Source organism: Burkholderia cepacia complex sp. TUM26381 (genome assembly GCF_057439935.1).
The window spans coordinates 461,247-478,137 of sequence record NZ_CM172006.1; the positions used below are offsets into that span (position 1 = coordinate 461,247).

A 16,891-nucleotide genomic window follows, 5' to 3' on the forward strand; every position below is an offset into this window, starting at 1 on the left:
ATGTGTCCCCGGCGCGCCGCACCGCGCGCCGTCGCCATCGGCGCGCGTCGAGCGGCACCGGTGGCCGGCCCCGGTTGTGATCCCGCGGGCTTCATGTTAAAAAGCCCGTCCTTTCCGTTTTCGCGCCGGCCCTGCTGCGGCAACTTCCCATGACTTACTGCGCGATCGATTTCGGCACGTCCAATTCCGCCGTGGCGCTGCCCGACGGCGACGGCATGCGCCTCGCGCCCGTCGAGGGCGACCACCTGACGCTGCCCACCGCGATCTTCTTCAACAACGACGAAGAGACGGTCGAGTACGGCCGTGCGGCGCTGGCTTCCTATATCGACGGCTTCGACGGCCGGCTGATGCGCTCGATGAAGAGCATCCTCGGCTCGCCGCTCGCGGAGACGACGACCGATCTCGGCGACGGCAGCGCGATCGCGTACACCGAAATCATCGCGCGCTTCCTGACGCACCTGAAGCGCAAGGCCGAAGCGCGCGCGGGCGCGCCGATCGGCCGTGCAGTGCTCGGCCGGCCCGTGTTCTTCGTCGACGACGATCCGCGCGCCGACCGCCTCGCGCAGGATCAGCTCGAGGCGGCCGCGCAATCGGTCGGCTTCGCGGACGTGCACTTCCAGTACGAACCGATTGCCGCCGCATTCGACTACGAATCGCGCCAGCAGGCCGAGCGCCTCGTGCTGGTCGCCGACATCGGCGGCGGCACGTCCGACTTCTCGCTGGTGCGCGTCGGGCCCGACCGGATGGCGCGGCTCGAGCGCAAGGACGACGTGCTGGCACACCACGGCGTGCACGTCGCGGGCACCGACTACGACCGGCGTGTCGAACTGGCGGCGATCCTGCCCGCATTCGGCTACCGTTCGCTCGATCCGGAAGGGCGCGAGTTGCCGAACAAGATCTACTTCGATCTCGCGACCTGGCACCTGATCAACACGGTCTATACGCCGAAGCGGGCCGGCGAGCTGACGCTGATGAAGCACCTGTACCAGGACGTGCGGCAGTACGACCGGCTCACGAGCGTGGTCGAGCAGCGGCTCGGGCACGCGCTGATGGCGCGCGCGGAAGAAGCGAAGATCGGTGTTGCGGCGGGCGGGGAGACGATGATCAACCTGAACGACGTGGAAGAAGATCTGCTGATCGCATTCGACTCGGACCGTCTCGTCGATGCGAGCCGCGACGACACCTCACGCATCGTCGACGCCGCGCGCGAGACGGTGCGGCTCGCGGGCGTTGCGCCGCGCGACGTCGGCGCGCTGTATTTCACCGGCGGTTCGACCGGGCTCGCGTTCCTGTCGGGCGCGCTCGCCGGCGCATTCCCGGATGCGCAGCCGGTATTCGGCGACCGCCTCGCGAGTGTCGCGACGGGGCTCGGTATTCACGCACAGCGATTGTTCGGCTGAATGGCGGTCGGCGGTATGGCGTAGCCGCCATGCCGCACCGACGCCCGAAAACAAAAAAGCCCCGCCGAAGCGGGGCTTTTTTACACGAATTATCGCGCCAAGCTTAGACCGGACGGATGTTCGCAGCTTGCAGACCCTTCGGGCCCGTCTTCACTTCGAATTCAACCTTCTGGTTTTCTTGCAGCGTCTTGAAGCCTTCGACGCGGATTTCCGAGAAGTGCGCGAACAGATCGTCGCCGCCGCCTTCCGGGGTGATGAAGCCGAAGCCCTTTGCGTCATTGAACCACTTGACGGTACCGGTTGCCATGTTACTTGTTCCTAAAAAGATAAAACGGGGCCGAGGCCCATGGGGTGCGGAAAATCAAGGAAGGGGTAATAGGACCAACCGGAGTACCGTTGATGGGCGAACTACGAAAGAACCAATTCACTCGCCACTTGAAATCCTGCGAAGTCCTTTATACGGCCAATCGCGTTCATGGTCAACCGTATTCCCATACTCTCAGGGTTATTGCGGAGATCGGGTTTACAAAGCTTGCAAGCGATGCGAATTTTTTGTAGGGGCCGAACGATTTTGGCGGCACGTTTGAGGTGCAACCGTTAAACTACGCGCCGCGTGGACGGGTTGCCCTGATCGGGTGACGCGTCCCCCCAAGAATGCGTGCGCGGTGCTGTCCGAGCCGATCCCGGACCGCAGGCCGACCATGCTTTTTGAGACACAGGAGAGGATGTGAAGAGTTCTATTCAACGGAACATCGGCCCGTTTGCATTGATGCTGACGGGACTGGGTTCGATTATCGGCTCGGGCTGGCTGTTCGGCGCCTGGAAAGCCGCGAAGATCGCCGGTCCGGCGGCGATCTGTGCATGGATTATCGGCGCGGTCGTGATTCTCGCGATTGCACTGACGTACGCGGAACTGGGCGCGATGTTCCCTGAGTCGGGCGGGATGGTGCGCTATGCGCGCTACTCGCACGGTTCGCTGGTGGGCTTCATCAGCGCATGGGCCAACTGGATTGCGATCGTATCCGTGATCCCGATCGAGGCCGAGGCGTCGATCCAGTACATGAGCACGTGGCCATATCCATGGGCGCATGCGTTGTTCGTGAACGGCGAGTTGACCACACCAGGCCTGTTGCTGTCGGCCGTGCTGGTCGTCATCTACTTCCTGCTGAACTACTGGGGCGTGAAGGCCTTTGCGCGTGCGAACACCGCGATCACGATCTTCAAGTTCCTGATCCCGGGCGCCACGATCCTCGGCCTGATGCTGACGAGCTTCCATTCGGAGAACCTCGGCACCGCATCGAATGCGGCCTTCGCGCCGTACGGCTGGTCGGCGGTGCTGACCGCGGTCGCGACGAGCGGCATCGTGTTCGCGTTCAACGGTTTCCAGAGTCCCGTGAACCTGGCGGGCGAAGCGCGCAATCCGTCGCGCAGCGTGCCGTTCGCGGTGATCACGTCGATCCTGATCGCGCTCGTGATCTACGTGCTGCTGCAGATGGCGTACATCGGCTCGGTGAATCCGGCTGACGTCGCGAAGGGCTGGGCGCACTTCAACTTCTCGTCGCCGTTCGCGGAACTCGCGATCGCGCTGAACCTGAACTGGCTCGCGATCCTGCTGTACGTCGACGCGTTCGTCAGCCCGAGCGGCACCGGCACGACCTACATGGCGACGACCACGCGGATGATCTACGCGATGGAGCGCAACAACACGATGCCGAAGATGTTCGGCAACGTGCACCCGATCTACGGTGTGCCGCGCCAGGCGATGTGGTTCAACCTGCTCGTGTCGTTCATCTTCCTGTTCTTCTTCCGCGGCTGGAGCTCGCTCGCAGCCGTGATCTCGGTCGCAACGGTGATCTCGTACCTGACCGGCCCGATCAGCCTGATGGCGCTGCGCCGCGCGGCGACCGACATCGAGCGTCCGCTGTCGATTCCGCTGATGAAGCTGATCGCACCGTTCGCATTCGTGTGCGCGTCGCTGATCCTGTACTGGGCGAAGTGGCCGCTGACGGGCGAAATCATCCTGCTGATGGTCGTCGCACTGCCGGTGTACTTCTTCTTCCAGGCGAAGTCGGGCTGGAGCGGTTGGGGTGCCGACCTGAAGGCGGCATGGTGGCTGGTTGCGTACCTGCCGACGATGGCCGTGCTGTCGCTGATCGGCAGCAAGGAATTCGGCGGTCACGGCTACCTGCCGTACGGCTGGGACATGCTGGTCGTTGCGGCGATCGCGTTGGTGTTCTACTTCTGGGGCGTGAATACCGGCTACCGGACCAAGTATCTCGACGAGCGCGAGTCGCACGACGAGATCCTCGAAGGGATCGGTGCCTGACGCCTGACCTGTTGCCGGATTCGGCGGCGGCAGGATGCAACAACGAAAAGCCCGCCCGAGCATCGCTCGGGCGGGCTTTTTGTTGGCGTCGACGATTGCGTCGCGGCTCAGGCGTCGGCGCTTGCGAACACGTAGTTCGTCATCGCGAGTACGCGCTGGTAGGTGCCGAGCGACTGGATGCCGAGCTGGTAGTCGTCGTCGGCCGCGCCGAGCGCCGTGAAGACCGGCAGCAAATGCTCGTCGGTCGGATGCATCAGCGCCGCGTGCGGCGCCTGCCGGCGGTAGTCGAGCAGTGCATCGACGTCGCGTGCGGCGAGCTTCGCCTCGAACCAGTCGGTGAATTCCGCGACACGCGGGTCCGCATCCTCGGGTGCGGCGCCGAAATCGGCCGCGCGCAGGTTGTGCGTGATCTGGCCCGAGCCGATCACCATCACGCCTTCGTCACGCAGCGGTCGCAGCGCCCGGCCGAGCGCGAAGTGATGCGCGGCGTCCGCGCGCGGCTGGATCGACAGCTGCGCGACCGGCACATCAGCCTCCGGGAACATCAGCAGCATCGGTACCCACGCGCCGTGGTCGAGGCCGCGCTCCGTCGTCGCGGTCGCGATGCCGGCCGCGTCCAGCAGCGTGGCCGCGCGCTCGGCGACATCGGGCGCACCCGGAGCCGGATAGCGGATCTCGTACAGCGCCTGCGGGAAACCGTAGAAATCGTGGATCGTTTCCGGATGCGCGGTGATGCTCGCGACCGGCCGTTGCGTGCCCCAGTGTGCGGACAGCATCAGCACCGCGCGCGGGCGCGGCAATTCGGCGCCGAGGTGCGTGAATGCGCCGGACGGCAGCGTCGGGTCGATCGGCAGCGTCGGGGCGCCGTGGGACAGGTACAGCGAAGGCAAGCGGTTCATGGTGGTGGCCTGCGAAAAGGGTTTGCCTGTGACTATAGGCGTGCACCGTACATTGATAAATCGGCATCCATGAATTTGATTGGTGCCTGTTTGTTGATAATCGGCGCAATGCAATGCCTGTCGGCGCGGGTGGCCGTCAGTGTGCTGGAAATCGAATGAATTGCCGTTTGAATCGGCGAAGATGCGCGAAGAAGGGGGCTGATGCCGCTTACTGCGCGTGCCGGATACCGGCCCACGGTGTCGTCTGCGGGGCGCTGAGCGCGAACAGGTCGAGCACGCGCGTGACGGTCTGGTCGACGAGTTCCTCGATCGTCTTCGGCATCGCGTAGAACGCGGGCAGCGGCGGAAAGACGATGCCGCCCATTTCGGTGACGGCGGTCATGTTGCGCAGATGCGCGAGGTTGAACGGCGTTTCGCGCACCATGAGCACGAGACGGCGGCGTTCCTTCAGCGTGACGTCGGCTGCGCGCGTGATCAGGTTGTCGGACAGCCCGTGCGCGACGCTCGCGAGCGTCTTCATCGAGCAGGGTGCGATCACCATCCCGTCGGTCGCGAACGAGCCCGACGCGATCGTCGCGCCGACGTCGCGCACCGAGTGCACGACGTCCGCGCGGCTTTCGACATCGGCTTTCGGCAGCTTCAGTTCATGCTGGATGTTGAGCCAGCCGGCGTTCGAAATCAGCAGATGCGTCTCGACGCCGCCAGCGGCGCGCAGCAGGTCGAGCAGCCGCACGCCGTAGATCGCGCCGGTGGCGCCGGTGATCGCGACGATCAGCCGGCGTGGCGGCGCGCTGGGAGATGCCATCGACAGGGGGGCGTTACGCGGCGGCGAACAGTTGCTGCAGTTCGCCCGACTGGTACATCTCCATCATGATGTCCGAGCCGCCGACGAATTCGCCCTTCACGTAGAGCTGCGGGATGGTCGGCCAGTTCGAGAACTCCTTGATGCCCTGGCGGATTTCGTCGTCCTCGAGCACGTTGACCGTCTTGAACTGGTCGACGCCGCAGGCTTTCAGCACCTGCACGGCGCGGCCCGAGAAGCCGCACATCGGGAATTGCGCGTTGCCCTTCATGAAGAGCACGACCTGGTTTTCGTCGACGATTTGCTTGATACGTTGTTGGGTGTCCATGACTGACCTTGCGTTTGCGGGGCGTTAGATCGAAATGATAGCGGATTTCAACCGGGCGGGCCGGGCATCAGCCCGGCAGGCGGCCGCCGGTCGTGCGTTCGATGGCGGCGAGATCGGCGAGCGATTCGACCGCGACGAAGCCGTGCGACGCGAGGATCGCACGGACGGCTTCGGCCTGATCGTAGCCGTGCTCGATCCAGAGCGTGCCGCCCGGTTTCAGACAGGTGCCGGCGCCCGCGACGATCGTGCGGATCGCGCTGAGGCCGTCGGCATCGTCGGTGAGCGCGCCGCGCGGCTCGAAACGCAGGTCGCCCTGCGCGAGGTGCGGATCGTGCTGCGCAATGTACGGCGGGTTGCTGACGATCGCGTCGAACACGAGCGCCGGATCGAGCGCCGCGTACCAGTCGCTTTGCAGCCACTGCAGCGGGCCGCCGGGGCGACGTGCGTCGAGCAGCTTGTCCGCGTTGCGTTGCGCGACGGCGAGCGCGGCCGGCGAACGGTCGAGCGCCCACACCCGCGCATCGGGACGTTCGGCCGCGATCGACACGGCGATCGCGCCGCTGCCGGTGCCGAGATCGAGCACGGCCGGATGCGGCAGTCCGTCGATCGCATCGAGCGCGGCTTCGACGAGCAGTTCGGTTTCGGGGCGCGGGATCAGCACGTCGGCGGTCACGTCGAACGGGCGGCCGAAGAACTCGCGCATCCCGACCAGCTGTGCGACGGGCTCGCCGGCGACACGGCGCGCTTCGAGCGCGCGGTAGCGCTCGACCGCGGCCGCATCAAGCGGTGCGTCGCCGCGCGTGATCAACTGCGTGCGGGTCCAGCCGAGCGCATGCGCGAGCAGCACGCGCGCATCGACCGCGTCGAGCGGCGACGCGCGCAGCAGGTCGTCGGCGGTGGTGTCGGACATCGCGGCCTCAGTCGGCTTCGCCGAGCGACGCAAGCAGCTCGGCTTGGTGCTCGGTGACGAGCACGCCGATCAGTTCGTCGAGATCGCCGTCCATGATCGCCTCGAGCCGGTACAGCGTCAGGTTGATCCGGTGGTCGGTCATCCGGCCTTGCGGGAAGTTGTACGTGCGGATCCGTTCGGAGCGGTCGCCGGAGCCGATCAGGCTCTTGCGCGTCGCGGCTTCCTTCGCATGCTGTTCGTGATACTGCTTGTCCTTGATGCGCGCGGCGAGCACCTTCAGCGCGCGATCCTTGTTCTTGTGCTGCGAGCGGTCGTCCTGGCATTCGACGACGATCCCGGTCGGGATGTGCGTGACGCGCACCGCCGAATCGGTCTTGTTGATGTGCTGGCCGCCGGCGCCGGATGCGCGGAACGTGTCGATGCGCAGATCGGCCGGATTGATCTCGACTTCGCCGATTTCGTCGGCTTCCGGCATCACCGCGACCGTGCATGCGGACGTATGGATGCGCCCCTGCGTCTCGGTGGCCGGCACGCGCTGCACGCGATGGCCGCCCGATTCGAACTTCAGGCGCGAGTACGCGCCCTGGCCCGCGATCCGCACGATCACTTCCTTGTAGCCGCCGAGATCCGACGCGCTCTCCGACATCATTTCGACCTGCCAGCGCTGGCGTTCCGCGAAGCGCAGGTACATGCGCAACAGGTCGCCCGCGAACAGCGCCGATTCGTCGCCGCCGGTGCCCGCGCGGATTTCGAGGAAGATGTTGCGGTCGTCGTTGGGATCCTTCGGCAGCAGCATTTTCTGCAGCTCGGTCTCGAGGCGCGCCATGCCGTCACGCGCACTGCGGATCTCGTCTTCCGCGAAGTCGCGCATCGACGGATCGGCGAGCAGCTCCTGTGCGGCCGTCTCGTCGCTGCGCGACTGGCGCCACAGCGCGTACTGCTCGACGACCGGGCCGAGTTCCGCATGTTCACGCGTCAGCTTGCGGTATTGGTCGAGGTCGGCCGTGACGTTTTCGCGGCTCAGCAGATCGTTCAGTTCGGCCAGCCGTGTGGACAGCTGGTCGAGCTTGCGTTGCATGCTCGTCTTCATGGTGTGGAGCGGCGCTCCCGGGCAAAGGGGTATTCGGAAAGGATAGGCCGGCTCGCGGCCGGCGGCAGGGCGACCGGGCGGCGCTAGTGGCCGGACTGGTCGTTCGAGCGCGGCGCGTGCTGGTAGAAGCCGCGCATCAGGTCGATCAGCGAATCGCGATCGGCGCCGTTCACGCGGTTGAGCGCGCTCGTCGGGCCGTGGATCAGCTTGTTGGTCAGCGCCTGCGACAGGGCTTCGAGTACGGCAGCCGGATCATCACCGCGTGCGAGCAGTTTCTGCGCCTTGTCGACTTCGGCCCGGCGCAGCGCATCGGCCTGCGTATGCATGTGACGGATCACGGGCACGACGCTGCGCGTGTCGAGCCATTGCATGAAATTCTGCACGCGCGTCTCGATGATCGCTTCGGCCTGTGCAACCGCGGCCTGGCGCGACGCGTTGCCTTCGCGCACGATCGCGCCGAGATCGTCGACGGTGTAAAGGAACACGTCCTTCAGCTTGCCGACTTCGGGCTCGATGTCGCGTGGCACCGCGAGGTCGACCATGAAGATCGGCCGGTGGCGGCGCGCCTTCACCGCGCGCTCGACCGCGCCGAGGCCGATGATCGGCAGCGTCGACGCGGTGCACGACACGATGATGTCGAATTCGTGCATGCGGGTGGGCAGGTCCGCCAGCGGCATCGCGCGGCCGTTGAAGCGTTCGGCGAGCCGCTGGCCGCGTTCGGCCGTGCGGTTCGCAACGACGAGCTCACGCGGGCTTTGCGCGGCGAAGTGCGTCGCGCACAGCTCGATCATTTCGCCGGCGCCGATGAACAGCACACGCTGATCGGACACCTTTTCGAAGATCCGCTGCGCGAGGCGAACTGCAGCGGCGGCCATCGACACCGACTGCGTGCCGATTTCGGTCGTGCCGCGGACTTCCTTCGCCACTGCGAACGTGCGCTGGAACAGCTGGTTCAGATAGGTGCCGAGCGCGCCGGCTTCCGTCGCGGTGCGGACGGCATCCTTCATCTGGCCCAGAATCTGCGTTTCGCCGAGCACCATCGAATCGAGGCCGGATGCGACGCGGAACGCGTGACGGACCGCTTCCGACTGCGGCAGCGCATAGACGTGCGGCGCGAGCTCGTCGACCGGAATCCGGTGATACTCCGACAGCCAGCGGACCGCCCCTTCGCGGGCCGCACGGTCGTCGGTCGCGCAATACAGCTCGGTGCGGTTGCAGGTGGAGAGGATCGCCGCTTCAGGCGTATTGGGTGCCTGGGGGCCGAGAAACACGTTCTTGAACGTGACGAGAGCCGGCTTGATTTGCTCGAGCGGAAACGCCACGCGTTCGCGCAGGGCGACAGGCGCAGTGTGGTGGTTGATTCCGATCGTGAGGAGTTGCATATCGAGGGCTATCGTTTAGCCCCATATTATAGCGTTTCAGCGATTTCCTCACTCGACGCATACCGGGCATCGGCGTGGCGGGGCCGCGAATTTGGGGGTTCGATCGGCACGCGGTCGAGCTGATAACCGAAGCCGTAGATCGGCAGCAGCCGGTAGCCGCGCTCGGGAAGCAGCTGCAATTTGCTGCGCAGCCGCGACGCGTGCGTGTCGAGCGTGCGCGACTTCATGTCGCGGCGGCGTGCCCACACCGTTTCGAGGATATGGGCGCGGGATATGGGGCGCGACAGGTTCGCGAACAGCAACTGCGCGAAGCGGAACTCCTTCGGCGTGAGTGAAACGATTGCGTCGCCGAAGCGCACGAGGCAATGTGTGGCATCGAATGCGTATTCTCCATACGTTTCGCGCGAGCGGGTCGGCGGCCGGCGTACGCCGGCGCGCCGGCTCAGCGCGTTGACGCGCGCGAGCAGCTCGGGCCCGCTCACGGGGCGCACCAGGCAATCGTCGGCGCCTGCGTGCAGGCACGAGACGATTTCGCTCTCTCGCGGCGATTGCATCACGGCGATGGCCGGCAGGCCGGGCAGGACTGCCTGTGCGCGCGGAATGACTTCCTGGGCTGGCTGGTCGCCGGCCCAGTGGCCGGTGACCAGCATGTCGCAGGTGTTGTCGGCGGCGAGCCACTCGAAGAATGCGGTGCTGGACGGAAACGCGTGGCACACGTGACCGCCCGCGAAGAGCAGGCGGTTCAGGAGTGCGACATGACGCGATTCCGGATCGATCAGAGCGATTCGCATGAGAATTTCTTCAATATGGCAGCCGGTGTGCGCTTGCCATAACGTCGAGTCGGCCCCTACACTCGAATGTTCGCGGCGCCCGGCTGGTCTCGGGTTCGATGGATGAGTCGATGCTAGCCGCTGGCAACGTTCACGCCTATGGGACGAATCTGAATTTATAGAAGGCGTCGAATGAACTGGTTTGGAATCCTTGTCCTGGGAGCGGCCGTCGGGCTGTTCGGCCGCTGGCTGCATCCGATGCGGCGCACGGGCCGGCCGGCGTGGTGGATCGCGGTGCTCGCCGGCATCGTCGGGGCGGTCGCCGCCCGCATGGCCGGCAATCTCTCTGGACTGTTTTACGATGGCGAGACGCTCGAATGGCCGGTCTGCACCGGCGTCGCGTTCCTCGCCGTAGCCGTGACGGTCGCGCTGTCGGCCCGTCGCTGAATGCCCTCAGGTGAAATCATGAATGCCCGTCTTCCCGAAGTCTCGCCGGTGCCGGCCCGCCTCGCGCTGCTGCGCGACGCCATGGCCCGCGAGGACCTGGCCGCCTATCTCGTGCCGTCCGCCGATCCCCATCTGTCCGAATACCTGCCCGAACGCTGGCAGGCGCGCCGCTGGCTGTCCGGCTTCACGGGCTCGGTCGGCACGCTGGTCGTGACCGCGGATTTCGCGGGGCTGTGGGTCGACAGCCGCTACTGGGTGCAGGCCGACGCCGAACTGGCCGGCACGGGGGTGCAACTGATGAAGATGACGGGCGGGCAGCAGAGCGCGCCCCACGTCGACTGGCTCGCGCAGAACGTGGCCGCGGGTGCGACGGTCGGCGTCGACGGCGCCGTGCTCGGCGTCGCGGCCGCGCGCGGGCTGACGGCCGCGCTGAGCGCGCGCGGCATCGCGCTGCGGACCGATCTCGACCTGCTCGATGCGATCTGGCCCGAGCGGCCGGGGCTGCCCGGCGACGCGGTGTTCGAGCACGTCGCGCCGCAGGCCGACACGACGCGGGCGAGCAAGCTGGCCGATGTGCGCCGCGCGATGCACGCGCAGGGCGCGCAATGGCATTTCGTGTCGACGCTCGACGATCTCGCGTGGCTGTTCAACCTGCGCGGCGCCGACGTCAACTTCAATCCCGTATTCGTTGCGCACGCAATGATCGGTGCCGATCGCGCGACGCTGTTCGTCGCCGATGGCAAGGTGCCGCCGGCGCTGGCCGCGTCGCTTGCCCAGGACGGCGTCGACGTTCGCGCATACGACGCCGCGCGCGCGTCGCTCGCGGCGCTGCCCGACGGCGCGACGCTGCTGATCGATCCGCGCCGCGTGACGTTCGGCACGCTCGAGGCCGTGCCGGCCGGCGTGAAGCTCGTCGAGGCCGTGAATCCGTCGACGTTCGCGAAGTCGCGCAAGACCTCCGCCGAGATCGAGCACGTGCGCGTGACGATGGAACACGACGGCGCCGCGCTCGCGGAGTTCTTCACGTGGTTCGAGCAGGCCGTGAACCGCGAGACGATCACCGAGCTGACGATCGAGGAAAAACTCACGGCCGCGCGCGCCCGGCGGCCCGGCTATGTGTCGGCGAGCTTCGCGACGATCGCGGGCTTCAACGCGAACGGCGCGATGCCGCACTATCACGCGACGCGCGAGTCGCACGCGACGATTGCCGGCGACGGCCTGCTGCTGATCGATTCGGGCGGCCAGTACGTGACGGGCACGACCGACATCACGCGCGTCGTGCCGGTCGGCACCGTCAGCGACCTGCAGCGGCGCGATTTCACGATCGTGCTGAAGTCGATGATGGCGCTGTCGCGCGCACGCTTCCCGCGCGGCATCCGCTCGCCGATGCTCGACGCGATCGCGCGCGCGCCGATGTGGGCGGCCGGGCTCGACTATGGGCACGGTACCGGGCATGGCGTCGGTTACTTCCTGAACGTGCACGAAGGCCCGCAGGTCATCTCGCACTACGCGCCGGCCGAGCCGTACACGGCGATGGAAGAGGGCATGATCACGTCGATCGAGCCGGGCGTGTACCGCCCGGGCAAGTGGGGCGTCCGGATCGAGAACCTGGTCGTGAATCGCGCGGCCGGGAAGACGGAATTCGGCGATTTCCTCGCGTTCGAGACGCTGACGCTGTGTCCGATCGACACGCGCTGCGTGCTGATCGAGATGCTGCACGACGACGAGCGGGCGTGGCTGAACACGTATCACGCGACGGTGCGCGAGCGCGTCGGCCGCCACCTGAGCGGCGATGCGAAGGCGTGGCTGGACGCGCGCACGCAGCCGATCTGACGCAACATGCGATAACGGCCGGACCACGGCCGAACGACAAAACCGAGGGCAGCCAATGACGGACACCGCAGTGATCGTGATCGACATGCAGCGCGGGCTGGTGGAGCGGGCGCAGCCCGCCTACCGGCTCGACGACGTCGTGTCGGGCATCAACCGGCTGACGGCGACAGCGCGCGCGGCGAACGCGCCCGTCTGCTTCGTGCAGCACGACGGCGATGCGGACGACGACATCGTCCCCGGCACGCCGGGCTGGGAGCTGCATGCGGGGCTGGTCGTCGGCACCGACGACTGGCGCGTGCGCAAGCAGATGAGCGATTCGTTCCACGACACGCCGCTCGCGGCGCAGCTCGACCGCCACGGCATCCGTTCGGTGCTGATCTGCGGTTATGCGACCGAGTTCTGCGTCGATTCGGCTGCACGCCGTGCCGCGCTGCTCGGCTACCGGACGACCGTCGTGTCCGACCTGCACACGACGAACGAGCGCGCGCACCTGTCGGCCGCGCAGATCGTCGCGCATCACCACTTCATCTGGAACAACAACTCGCTGTCGGGCAACGCGGTGACGCCGCGTCCGCTCGCGGAAGTACTGACTGTGGAGTTCGCATGACGATCAAGGCTGTGGTGTTCGATTTCGGCGGCGTGCTGATCGACTGGAGCCCCGAGTACCTGTACCGTGAACTGATTCCGGACGACGCCGAGCGTCGCTGGTTCCTCACGCACGTCTGCGCGATGGACTGGGTGATCCGCCAGGACGGCGGGCAGACGATCGAGGAAGGCACGGCCGAGCTCGTCGCGAAGTTTCCGGCGCACGAGGCGCCGATCCGCGCGTTCTATGCACGCTGGCACGAGATGATCGGCGGCGTGCTCGAGGAGGGCGCCGCGCTCGTCGACCGGCTGGAGGCGCAGGGGATGCCGCTGTTCGGTCTGACGAACTGGTCCGCGCAGACGTTCCCGTATGCGTGGGACAACTTCCCGGTGTTGCAGCGCTTCAAGGAGATCGTCGTGTCCGGCCGCGTGAAGCTCGTGAAACCCGATCCCGCGATCTATCACGAGATGCATGCGCGGATCGAACCGCACCTGCCGGGCATCGCGCCGCACGAGCTCGTGTTCATCGACGACAACCCGAAGAACGCGGCAGCCGCGACGGCGCTCGGCTGGCACGGCATACACCACACGAGCGCGGCGTCGACCGAGGCGCGGCTGCGCGAACTGGGCGCGCTCGCGTAAGCGTCGGGCCGGGGCCGCGCAGATAAAAAAAGCGGGCCATTGGCCCGCTTTTTCCTTGTACCGCTCCGGAAGCGGCCCCTTCGGCATCCGGCCCCGCGTTGCCGCAGTGCCGGGCGCCCGGGCCGCGCCGCTCAGCGGCTGATCGGCTTGTAGCGCAGACGCTTCGGCTTCGCGGCTTCCTCGCCGAGGCGCGCACGCTTGTCGGCCTCGTACTCCTGGTAGTTGCCGTCGAAGAACGTGACCTGCGAATCGCCTTCGAACGCGAGGATGTGCGTCGCGATCCGGTCGAGGAACCAGCGATCGTGCGAGATCACCATCACCGAGCCCGCGAATTCGAGCAGTGCGTCTTCCAGCGCGCGCAGCGTTTCGACGTCGAGGTCGTTCGACGGTTCGTCGAGCAGCAGCACGTTGCCGCCCGAGATCAGCGTCTTCGCGAGGTGCAGACGGCCGCGCTCGCCACCGGACAGGTTGCCGACGATCTTCTGCTGGTCGCCGCCCTTGAAGTTGAAGCGGCCGATATACGCACGCGACGGCGTTTCGTACTTGCCGACCGTCAGCACGTCGGCGCCGCCCGAGATTTCCTCGAACACCGTCTTCGAGCCGTCGAGCGCATCGCGGCTCTGGTCGACGTACGCGAGCTTCACCGTCGGGCCCATCACGACTTCGCCCGAATCCGGTTGCTCCTTGCCCGTGAGCATCCGGAACAGCGTCGACTTGCCGGCGCCGTTCGGGCCGATGATGCCGACGATCGCGCCGGCCGGAATCTTCAGGTTCAGGTTGTCGATCAGCAGGCGATCGCCGAACGCCTTGCTGACGTTCTTGAATTCGATCACTTCATTGCCGAGGCGGTCGCCGACCGGAATGAAGATTTCCTGCGTTTCGTTGCGCTTCTGGTATTCCTGGCTGCTCAGTTCCTCGAAGCGCGCGATACGTGCCTTCGACTTCGCCTGACGGCCCTTCGGGTTCTGGCGCACCCACTCCAGTTCCTTCTTGATGGCCTTCTGGCGAGCCGATTCCGACGCTTCTTCCTGCTTCAGGCGCTCTTCCTTCTGGTCGAGCCAGCTGCTGTAGTTGCCCTTCCACGGAATACCGTGGCCGCGGTCGAGTTCGAGAATCCACTCGGCGGCGTTGTCGAGGAAGTAGCGATCGTGCGTGACGGCGACGACGGTGCCCGGGAAGCGCACCAGGAACTGCTCGAGCCAGTCGACCGATTCGGCGTCGAGGTGGTTGGTCGGTTCGTCGAGCAGCAGCATGTCCGGCTTTTCGAGCAGCAGCTTGCACAGCGCGACGCGGCGCTTTTCGCCGCCGGACAGGTGTTCGATCTTCGCGTCCCACGCCGGCAGGCGCAGCGCGTCGGCCGCCACTTCGAGCTGCTGCTCGGGGCTGCCGCCGTCGCTCGACGCGAGGATCGCCTCGTACTTCGCCTGTTCGGCCGCGAGCGCGTCGAAGTCGGCGTCCGGCTCCGCGTAGGCCGCGTAGATTTCTTCCAGTTTCTTGTTGGCCTGGAACAGGTCGCCGAGGCCTTCCTCGACGGCTTCGCGCACGGTCTTCGTCGGATCGAGCTGCGGCTCCTGCGGCAGGTAGCCGATGTTCAGGTTCGGCATCGGCGTGGCTTCGCCTTCGATGTCCTTGTCGACGCCCGCCATGATACGGATCAGCGTCGACTTGCCCGAGCCGTTCAGGCCGAGCACGCCGATCTTCGCGCCGGGAAAGAACGACAGCGAGATGTCCTTCAGGATCTGGCGCTTGGGCGGCACGATCTTGCCGACCCGGTTCATCGTGAAAACGTATTGGGCCATTTCGGTGTGAAAGTCAGAAGTGGTTGAGACGGCCGCGCAGCGCGCGGGCGTGGCGGCGTCGGGGGATTCGGTACGGAGCGTGCCGCGCGGGGCGCGGCGGCGTCGCCGCGTGTCGGCGGCGCGAGCGGGTATTGTACTTCGCCGCCGGCTGCCGCTGGCGCGGCGCAGCCATCCGGATGCGCCGCGTTACAGCCACGCGGCGACGCCGCCATGCCCCGAGCACGTGCCGCGCCGGTGGCGGCTGAAGCTGTACGTGCCGTCGCGGCAGCGCGCACTCGCGCCGTCCGGCACGCGGCCCGATTTCGAATGCGCGGGCGCATGCACGGTTTCGCCGTCGCGGTTGCGATACGTGTCGTGACGGTCGAGATCGGCTTCGTTGCCGTAGCCGGGTGACGTGCGATAGGCGTGCGCAGCATGGGGCAACGCGGCGCACGCGACGAAGAGCGCGGCGGACAGGGCCGCGATGTGCGTCGCGCGGCGGAGCAGGGCAGGCATGGTCTCTCCCGGTCGGTCTGTTGTTATCGATGCCGGGCCGATGGCCCGCGCCGCATGTTAGCGGATCGGCGCCGGACAGCCAGGCGACACTACGCCGCGCCGGTCATCGACGCCGCGCCGTCGGCCTGCGCGGCGTCGAGGATCCACCGGCGGAACGCCGCGACCTTCGGCCGTTCGGCGTGATGCGGCGGATAGACGAGGTAGTACGCGAAATCGTCGAGCCACGCGACGTCGGCCAGCTGCACGAGCCGGCCGCTGGCCAGTTCGCCGCGCACCATCGCGGCCGGCAGCAGCCCGGCGCCCTGGCCGGCGACGATCGCCTGCAGCAGCAGGCCCGAGTCGTCGAACGCGGGGCCGCGCGGCGGCCCGAAATCGTCGATCCGCTGCGCGCCGAACCAGATGTGCCAGCCCTTGCGCTCGGCGTCGTGCAAGTGCGGCCAGCCGACGAGGTCGGCCGGCGTCGCCGGCATGCCGAGCCGCGCGACGAGATCGGGCGCCGCGAGCGCGACGATTTCCACCGTCAACAGGCGCTCGCCGCACAGCCCGATGTAGCGCCCGAGGCCGTGGCGGATCGCGACATCGACGCCGTCGCGCGAGAAATCGGCCAGTGCGTGGCTCGTGACGACCTGCAGGTCGACGTCCGGACACGCGTGCCTGAACTGCGCGAGGCGCGGGACGAGCCACGCGGACGCGAAGAACGGCGTGACGCTCACCGTCAGCACGCCGCTGTCGGCGGCGCCCGATACACGCTGCGACGCGTCGGCGATCTGCCGGAATGCGTTGCGCACCGGCGGCAGGTAGTCGCGGCCGGCGGCCGTCAGCAGGATGCCTCGGTTCACGCGCTCGAACAGCTGCACGCCGAGGTGTGTCTCGAGCGTGCGGATCATCTGGCTCACCGCGCCGGGCGTGACCGACAGCTCCTCGGCGGCCGACTTCACCGACAGGTGGCGGGCGGCCGCTTCGAACGCGCGCAGTGCATTGAGCGGCGGCAGGCGGGAACGATTCATTTAGTTTTTCTAAAGCGAAAGGCCGACGAAATATCGTTTGAGGCGATGCATGTGCGCGAGTACCGTTGACGTATCGAGTCGCGTGCTGCGTGGCCGTCCTTTGACGGCCGATGCGATCAACATAGTTCATCTATATCCATGAGGCAATCCGGACGCCGCCCGGCGGCCGGTCGAAC

At 66.7% G+C, this 16,891-nt stretch carries 17 protein-coding genes; 6 read left to right on the top strand and 11 right to left on the bottom strand.

The features are described from left to right. Window positions 1–149 precede the first annotated feature (149 nt). Window positions 150–1,400: an Hsp70 family protein gene (locus ACWMMN_RS02245; RefSeq protein WP_256085517.1), complete on the top strand. Its 1,251-nt coding sequence runs from the start codon at window positions 150–152 to the stop codon at window positions 1,398–1,400. Between the two features lie 103 nt (window positions 1,401–1,503). Here the strand turns inward: ACWMMN_RS02245 and ACWMMN_RS02250 are convergent, their stop codons facing one another. After that, window positions 1,504–1,707, bottom strand: coding sequence for a cold-shock protein (locus tag ACWMMN_RS02250; protein WP_006477070.1), 204 nt, complete (start codon window positions 1,705–1,707; stop codon window positions 1,504–1,506). A 420-nt stretch (window positions 1,708–2,127) separates the two neighbouring features. Between ACWMMN_RS02250 and ACWMMN_RS02255 the strand changes: the two genes are divergently transcribed. Continuing rightward, entirely contained in the window at window positions 2,128–3,726 is a 1,599-nt protein-coding gene (locus ACWMMN_RS02255) for an APC family permease (protein ID WP_059236415.1), read from the top strand. Between the two features lie 107 nt (window positions 3,727–3,833). Here ACWMMN_RS02255 and ACWMMN_RS02260 read toward each other — a convergent pair whose 3' ends face one another. The 7 genes from ACWMMN_RS02260 to ACWMMN_RS02290 all read right to left on the bottom strand — a co-directional run bounded on the left by ACWMMN_RS02260 (window position 3,834) and on the right by ACWMMN_RS02290 (window position 9,928). Then, window positions 3,834–4,625 (bottom strand): DODA-type extradiol aromatic ring-opening family dioxygenase, encoded by a 792-nt coding sequence (locus ACWMMN_RS02260; RefSeq protein ID WP_059236413.1) that lies wholly within the window; start codon window positions 4,623–4,625, stop codon window positions 3,834–3,836. Window positions 4,626–4,833: 208 nt separating this feature from the next. Continuing rightward, entirely contained in the window at window positions 4,834–5,430 is a 597-nt protein-coding gene (locus ACWMMN_RS02265; RefSeq protein WP_059236411.1) for a UbiX family flavin prenyltransferase, read from the bottom strand. A 13-nt stretch (window positions 5,431–5,443) separates the two neighbouring features. Continuing rightward, window positions 5,444–5,755, bottom strand: a complete 312-nt coding sequence (grxD, locus tag ACWMMN_RS02270) for a Grx4 family monothiol glutaredoxin (protein WP_006753626.1) — start codon at window positions 5,753–5,755, stop codon at window positions 5,444–5,446. 67 nt (window positions 5,756–5,822) lie between these two features. Continuing rightward, a complete protein-coding gene (gene prmC / locus ACWMMN_RS02275) occupies window positions 5,823–6,665 on the bottom strand; it encodes a peptide chain release factor N(5)-glutamine methyltransferase (RefSeq protein ID WP_059236924.1) in 843 nt (280 codons plus the stop codon). Between the two features lie 7 nt (window positions 6,666–6,672). Continuing rightward, a complete protein-coding gene (prfA, locus tag ACWMMN_RS02280; RefSeq protein ID WP_059236409.1) occupies window positions 6,673–7,755 on the bottom strand; it encodes a peptide chain release factor 1 in 1,083 nt (360 codons plus the stop codon). A gap of 83 nt (window positions 7,756–7,838) precedes the next feature. Then, window positions 7,839–9,137, bottom strand: coding sequence for a glutamyl-tRNA reductase (gene hemA, locus ACWMMN_RS02285; RefSeq protein WP_059236407.1), 1,299 nt, complete (start codon window positions 9,135–9,137; stop codon window positions 7,839–7,841). Window positions 9,138–9,163: 26 nt separating this feature from the next. Beyond that, entirely contained in the window at window positions 9,164–9,928 is a 765-nt protein-coding gene (locus tag ACWMMN_RS02290) for a response regulator transcription factor (protein ID WP_059236404.1), read from the bottom strand. A gap of 171 nt (window positions 9,929–10,099) precedes the next feature. Between ACWMMN_RS02290 and ACWMMN_RS02295 the strand changes: the two genes are divergently transcribed. From ACWMMN_RS02295 to ACWMMN_RS02310, 4 genes are read left to right on the top strand one after another with little or no spacing between them, the layout of a single operon-like run. Continuing rightward, a complete protein-coding gene (locus ACWMMN_RS02295) occupies window positions 10,100–10,354 on the top strand; it encodes a DUF1129 domain-containing protein (RefSeq protein ID WP_059236402.1) in 255 nt (84 codons plus the stop codon). A gap of 18 nt (window positions 10,355–10,372) precedes the next feature. Then, window positions 10,373–12,187, top strand: coding sequence for an aminopeptidase P family protein (locus tag ACWMMN_RS02300; RefSeq protein WP_059236400.1), 1,815 nt, complete (start codon window positions 10,373–10,375; stop codon window positions 12,185–12,187). A 55-nt stretch (window positions 12,188–12,242) separates the two neighbouring features. Next, complete coding sequence (locus ACWMMN_RS02305; protein WP_486422946.1) at window positions 12,243–12,794, top strand: cysteine hydrolase family protein; 552 nt, start codon at window positions 12,243–12,245, stop codon at window positions 12,792–12,794. Further along, complete coding sequence (locus ACWMMN_RS02310; protein ID WP_059236397.1) at window positions 12,791–13,414, top strand: HAD family hydrolase; 624 nt, start codon at window positions 12,791–12,793, stop codon at window positions 13,412–13,414. The genes ACWMMN_RS02305 and ACWMMN_RS02310 overlap by 4 nt, the downstream gene beginning before the upstream one ends. 131 nt (window positions 13,415–13,545) lie before the next feature. Here ACWMMN_RS02310 and ettA read toward each other — a convergent pair whose 3' ends face one another. From ettA to gcvA, 3 genes are all read right to left on the bottom strand, one after another. Continuing rightward, the gene (ettA, locus tag ACWMMN_RS02315) at window positions 13,546–15,213 is read right to left on the bottom strand and encodes an energy-dependent translational throttle protein EttA (protein ID WP_059236395.1); all 1,668 of its coding nucleotides are present in this window, start codon (window positions 15,211–15,213) and stop codon (window positions 13,546–13,548) included. Window positions 15,214–15,399: 186 nt separating this feature from the next. Next, window positions 15,400–15,708: a DUF3761 domain-containing protein gene (locus tag ACWMMN_RS02320; protein WP_059236393.1), complete on the bottom strand. Its 309-nt coding sequence runs from the start codon at window positions 15,706–15,708 to the stop codon at window positions 15,400–15,402. An 89-nt stretch (window positions 15,709–15,797) separates the two neighbouring features. Beyond that, window positions 15,798–16,715 carry a transcriptional regulator GcvA gene (gcvA, locus tag ACWMMN_RS02325; RefSeq protein WP_059236391.1) on the bottom strand — a complete coding sequence of 306 codons (918 nt, stop codon included), beginning with the start codon at window positions 16,713–16,715 and terminating at the stop codon, window positions 15,798–15,800. Window positions 16,716–16,891 lie beyond the last annotated feature (176 nt).

What these genes read in the sequence shown, in the direction of transcription:
- ACWMMN_RS02290 (WP_059236404.1), bottom strand. Translation starts at nt 9,928, where the DNA reads ATGCGAATCGCTCTGATCGATCCGGAATCGCGTCATGTCGCACTCCTG.
- ACWMMN_RS02305 (WP_486422946.1), top strand. Translation starts at nt 12,243, where the DNA reads ATGACGGACACCGCAGTGATCGTGATCGACATGCAGCGCGGGCTGGTG.
- hemA (WP_059236407.1), bottom strand. Translation starts at nt 9,137, where the DNA reads ATGCAACTCCTCACGATCGGAATCAACCACCACACTGCGCCTGTCGCC.
- ACWMMN_RS02310 (WP_059236397.1), top strand. Translation starts at nt 12,791, where the DNA reads ATGACGATCAAGGCTGTGGTGTTCGATTTCGGCGGCGTGCTGATCGAC.
- ACWMMN_RS02250 (WP_006477070.1), bottom strand. Translation starts at nt 1,707, where the DNA reads ATGGCAACCGGTACCGTCAAGTGGTTCAATGACGCAAAGGGCTTCGGC.
- ACWMMN_RS02300 (WP_059236400.1), top strand. Translation starts at nt 10,373, where the DNA reads ATGAATGCCCGTCTTCCCGAAGTCTCGCCGGTGCCGGCCCGCCTCGCG.
- grxD (WP_006753626.1), bottom strand. Translation starts at nt 5,755, where the DNA reads ATGGACACCCAACAACGTATCAAGCAAATCGTCGACGAAAACCAGGTC.
- ettA (WP_059236395.1), bottom strand. Translation starts at nt 15,213, where the DNA reads ATGGCCCAATACGTTTTCACGATGAACCGGGTCGGCAAGATCGTGCCG.
- ACWMMN_RS02260 (WP_059236413.1), bottom strand. Translation starts at nt 4,625, where the DNA reads ATGAACCGCTTGCCTTCGCTGTACCTGTCCCACGGCGCCCCGACGCTG.
- prmC (WP_059236924.1), bottom strand. Translation starts at nt 6,665, where the DNA reads ATGTCCGACACCACCGCCGACGACCTGCTGCGCGCGTCGCCGCTCGAC.
- ACWMMN_RS02320 (WP_059236393.1), bottom strand. Translation starts at nt 15,708, where the DNA reads ATGCCTGCCCTGCTCCGCCGCGCGACGCACATCGCGGCCCTGTCCGCC.
- ACWMMN_RS02265 (WP_059236411.1), bottom strand. Translation starts at nt 5,430, where the DNA reads ATGGCATCTCCCAGCGCGCCGCCACGCCGGCTGATCGTCGCGATCACC.
- gcvA (WP_059236391.1), bottom strand. Translation starts at nt 16,715, where the DNA reads ATGAATCGTTCCCGCCTGCCGCCGCTCAATGCACTGCGCGCGTTCGAA.
- ACWMMN_RS02295 (WP_059236402.1), top strand. Translation starts at nt 10,100, where the DNA reads ATGAACTGGTTTGGAATCCTTGTCCTGGGAGCGGCCGTCGGGCTGTTC.
- ACWMMN_RS02245 (WP_256085517.1), top strand. Translation starts at nt 150, where the DNA reads ATGACTTACTGCGCGATCGATTTCGGCACGTCCAATTCCGCCGTGGCG.
- prfA (WP_059236409.1), bottom strand. Translation starts at nt 7,755, where the DNA reads ATGAAGACGAGCATGCAACGCAAGCTCGACCAGCTGTCCACACGGCTG.